4 protein-coding genes and 1 tRNA gene are annotated in these 3011 nt (G+C 67.3%); all 5 read left to right on the top strand.

What is annotated here, in order from left to right:
* The coding region (locus tag NQ160_RS21520; RefSeq protein WP_257517104.1) for an aldehyde dehydrogenase family protein at positions 1-1168 on the top strand (1168 nt) is incomplete at its 5' end.
* Positions 1169-1207: 39 nt separating this feature from the next.
* On the top strand, positions 1208-1645 hold the full coding sequence (locus NQ160_RS21515; protein WP_257517103.1) for a pyridoxamine 5'-phosphate oxidase family protein: 438 nt from the start codon (positions 1208-1210) through the stop codon (positions 1643-1645).
* A gap of 173 nt (positions 1646-1818) precedes the next feature.
* A tRNA-Trp gene (locus NQ160_RS21510) sits at positions 1819-1891 on the top strand.
* A gap of 46 nt (positions 1892-1937) precedes the next feature.
* Positions 1938-2198, top strand: a complete 261-nt coding sequence (gene secE / locus NQ160_RS21505; protein WP_257517102.1) for a preprotein translocase subunit SecE — start codon at positions 1938-1940, stop codon at positions 2196-2198.
* Between the two features lie 69 nt (positions 2199-2267).
* On the top strand, positions 2268-3011 hold a 744-nt coding region (locus NQ160_RS21500; RefSeq protein ID WP_308211512.1), incomplete at its 3' end, for a transcription termination/antitermination NusG family protein.

The raw sequence follows: 3011 nt of genomic DNA, 5'->3' as shown, positions 1-3011 counted from the left end.
GATCATCGTGCGGGAGATGGGCAAGCCCTTGGCCGCCGCCGAGGGCGAGGTGGACTTCGCCGCAGACATCACCGAGTACTACGCCGACCACATCGGCGAGATCACCGGCGACACCCCCGTGGACATCTTGGGGGAGGGGACCGCGGTCATCCGCCGTGCGCCGCTCGGAGTGCTGCTCGGGATCATGCCGTGGAACTTCCCCTACTACCAGGTGGCGCGCTTCGCGGCCCCGAACATCGCGATCGGCAACGCGATCCTGCTGAAGCACGCCTCACAGTGCCCGCAGTCGGCCGAGGCGATCGAGAAGATCTACGCCGACGCCGGCTTTCCGGCAGGGGTGTACACCGACCTGCGCCTGACCAACGAGCAGGCCGCCGAGGTCATCGCCGACCGCCGCGTGCAGGGCGTGTCGGTGACCGGCTCCGAGCGCGCGGGTGCGGCCGTGGCCGAGGTGGCCGGACGCAACCTGAAGAAGGCCGTGCTGGAGTTGGGTGGTTCCGACCCGTTCCTGCTGCTTTCCACCGACGACCTCGACCAGGCGGTGCAGGCCGCCGTCGACGCGCGGCTGGACAACGTCGGACAGTCCTGCAACGGCGCCAAGCGCTTCCTCGTGGTCGATGACCTCTACGACGCCTTCCTCGAGAAGTTCACGGCCGCGATGGCCGCCGCCACCGTGGGCGACCCGTTCGCAGAAGACACCGTGCTCGGCCCGCTGTCATCGCTGACCGCCGCGGAGCGCCTGGCCGAGCAGGTCGACCGCGCCGTGGCGCAGGGCGCGACGCTGGTCACCGGGGGCACCCGCGACGGCGCGTTCTACCCCGGCACCGTGCTGACGGGGGTCACGCGCGACATGGACGCCTACCGCGAGGAGTTCTTCGGTCCCGTGGGCGTCGTGTACCGGGTCGCCGACGAGGATGAGGCGATCGAAATCGCCAACGACACCGGGTTCGGCCTGGGCTCGTACGTCTTCACCACCGACCTGGAGCAGGCGCAGCGCGTGGCCGATCGCATCGATGCAGGGATGGTCTACGTCAACGTCGTGCTGGCGGATTCGCCGGAGCTGCCCTTCGGGGGAGTCAAGCGCAGCGGCACGGGGCGGGAGCTCGGACTGCTCGCGGCTGACGAGTTCGTCAACAAGAAGCTGATCCGCGTCGCGCCGACCGCCTGACCCCTGGCATCCGCCGGCCATCGGAGGTTGGATGGTGGCATGGACCAGCTGCAGGAGTTCGTCGACGCCCTGTCGGATGAGGAGTGCTGGGAAAGGCTCGCCGGGCAGAAGCTCGGACGCCTCGTCACGCACGTCAAGGATGTGCTGGACATCTTCCCCGTGAACTTCGTCGTCGACGACGGCACCATCGTCTTTCGCACCGCGCCGGGCAGCAAGCTGTTCGAGCTGACTGTCAACGACGAGGTGCTCTTCGAAGCGGACGACCACGATGACGACGACGCGTGGAGCGTCGTGGTGCGCGGCCACGCTCGCGTGCTCGACACGACCGAAGAGGTGCGCGCGGCCGACGCGCTGCCGCTTCATCCGTGGATACCGACGCTCAAGTACCACTACGTGCGGATCGAGCCCGTCATGGTCTCGGGGCGGGCCTTCGCCCGTAAACCCGAGCCCGATCGCTACGGGATCGCCGAGTACTGACCGAGCAGGCGGCTCGCGCGCCCTCTCGGAGCAGGCGGGATTCGCCGGGCGCAGAGGCCATGCCGTACACTGGGTCATGCAGTCGAAATCTGCATTCTTTCGCCATGCCCGGAGCGGAATTCCGCCCTCGTCATGACCGGAATGCGATTTCATCCTGAGGCCCCCGGGCCTTTAGGGCGGTAGCTCAATTGGCAGAGCAGCGGTCTCCAAAACCGCAGGTTGCAGGTTCGATTCCTGTCCGCCCTGCGCGTCAGCACACGCTGGCACACCAGGTCACACACAGGTGGGGTTGATGGTCCAGGACGAGTCGAGGGGCGAGGTCGTCGCCAACGACGCGCCGCGCGAGAAGAAGCCCAACTTCTTCCAGCGCATCGCCATCTTCATCCGCCAGGTCTTTGCGGAACTCCGCAAGGTCGTAACACCGACCCGCCAGGAACTCCTGAAGTTCACGGGGGTCGTGCTCGGTTTCGTCGTCGTGATGATGGCGATCGTCTACGGTCTCGACTGGGTGTTCACCTGGTTGGCGCAGATCGTCTTCGGCGTCCCGCTCTGAGCGCACACGCCGGATCCACTCCGGTGACCCGGGACATGGCGCCGGATCCAAGAACGGAAGAGAACCCAAGTGTCTGAAAAGTATGTCGACGACGCCGATTGGGCGACCGCTGCCGAGCAGTCCAGTGAGGACGACGAAGCCCAGGAGGGCAACGTGCTCGCCGAAGAGGAGCGCGCATCCGAGCCGGCTGAGAGTGCCGCCGTGCACATCGTCGAGGACGGCGACGGCGACGGGGAGCAGGACGAGGCACGCGAGTTCGACGATGTCGAGATCGACGACCCCGAAGCCGACGCCATCGTGAACGACGCTCTGGAGATCGACCAGGCCGCCGAGGCCGAGGCCGCCGCCGAGGTGCTCAACGACTCGCTCGCCGAAGAGCAGGCCGAGCGCGTCGCCGAGCAGGCCGAAGAGGTCACCCCCTACGACGGCCCCGACGTCAACGGCGAGCCCGACGCGCCCGTCGAGGACGAGGGCTTCCTGGCGGACTTCGCCGCCGCCGGCCGCATCGTCGACGACGCCGAGGCCTCGGAAGAGTCCGGCGACGAGGACGAGGACGCCGAAGAGGACCCCTACGAGGCGTTCCGCGCCGAGCTGCGCAGCCTTCCCGGCAAGTGGTACGTCATCCACTCCTACGCCGGCTTCGAGCGCAAGGTGAAGGCCAACATCGAGCAGCGCAAGTCGACGCTCGAGGTCGAAGAGGACATCTATCAGGTCGAGGTCCCCATGGAGGACGTCGTCGAGATCAAGAACGGTCAGCGCAAGATGGTCACGCGCGTCCGGATCCCCGGCTACGTGCTCGTGCGCATGGAGCTG

Source organism: Microbacterium sp. zg.Y909, from assembly GCF_024626565.1.
This window is presented reverse-complemented; position numbering and strand designations above follow the sequence as displayed.

What these genes read in the sequence shown, in the direction of transcription:
- NQ160_RS21515 (WP_257517103.1), top strand. Translation starts at nt 1,208, where the DNA reads ATGGACCAGCTGCAGGAGTTCGTCGACGCCCTGTCGGATGAGGAGTGC.
- secE (WP_257517102.1), top strand. Translation starts at nt 1,938, where the DNA reads ATGGTCCAGGACGAGTCGAGGGGCGAGGTCGTCGCCAACGACGCGCCG.